Genomic DNA, 691 nt, shown 5'->3' on the forward strand with positions numbered 1-691 from the left:
GCCATAACGTCAGTGGGCACGGATATCAATTTATTACTAAACGCGATCAGTTCATCCTGCGGGAAATAGACCCGTTTATATTTGCCGCTCGGTACGTTGAACTCGCCACGTTGGTTGTACCTACAGATCCCGTTAAAACAGTGACGATTCAAATAAACAAACGCCGCCGCACGCTCTAATGACGACGGCATAAATAGCTGGCAATTAAACTGAGTGCGTATCTGATAAAAATCGACATCGTTATCAAATAATTTTTTGGTGGCGTTAATCAGCATCGTGAGGTCGTTTTTCAGCCAAACGTACACATTAATTAAATCACTGTTTTTATCTGATAGCAGATAGCGATTATAATTTGTGTTTACGAACACGTTACCCGCACCAACAAACGGCTCAACCAGCCGTAGAGAGTTCGACACAGGCAGGTGAGGTAATAATTGGTCGATAATACGGGACTTCCCCCCGACCCATTTTAAAAATGATTTTTGGACAGTCATCCGTTTTTCCTCTAATTTCATTATTTAATCCAAATGCATTCAGTTCTAATTATTGGACCACGTTGTGATGCAGCTCGTGCATTAGTGCATTTCCTATCCCAACCGTTTAGCATGTCGTTATATAACTCGCTGTTGCAACCGGAAATAACAACCCGCCCCTCGACGCGTTTAATTTTGTTTAAAAAAATTTCATGATC

1 protein-coding gene is annotated in these 691 nt (G+C 41.5%); it reads right to left on the reverse strand.

What is annotated here, in order from left to right:
- Positions 1–515 (reverse strand): Dam family site-specific DNA-(adenine-N6)-methyltransferase (locus J3U35_RS05645; RefSeq protein WP_267360126.1); only part of this gene is annotated, 515 nt, incomplete at its 3' end.
- Between the last annotated feature and the right edge of the window lie 176 nt (positions 516–691).

The organism is Gilliamella sp. B2717 (genome assembly GCF_026536675.1).
Classification (GTDB): domain Bacteria; phylum Pseudomonadota; class Gammaproteobacteria; order Enterobacterales; family Orbaceae; genus Gilliamella; species Gilliamella apicola_I.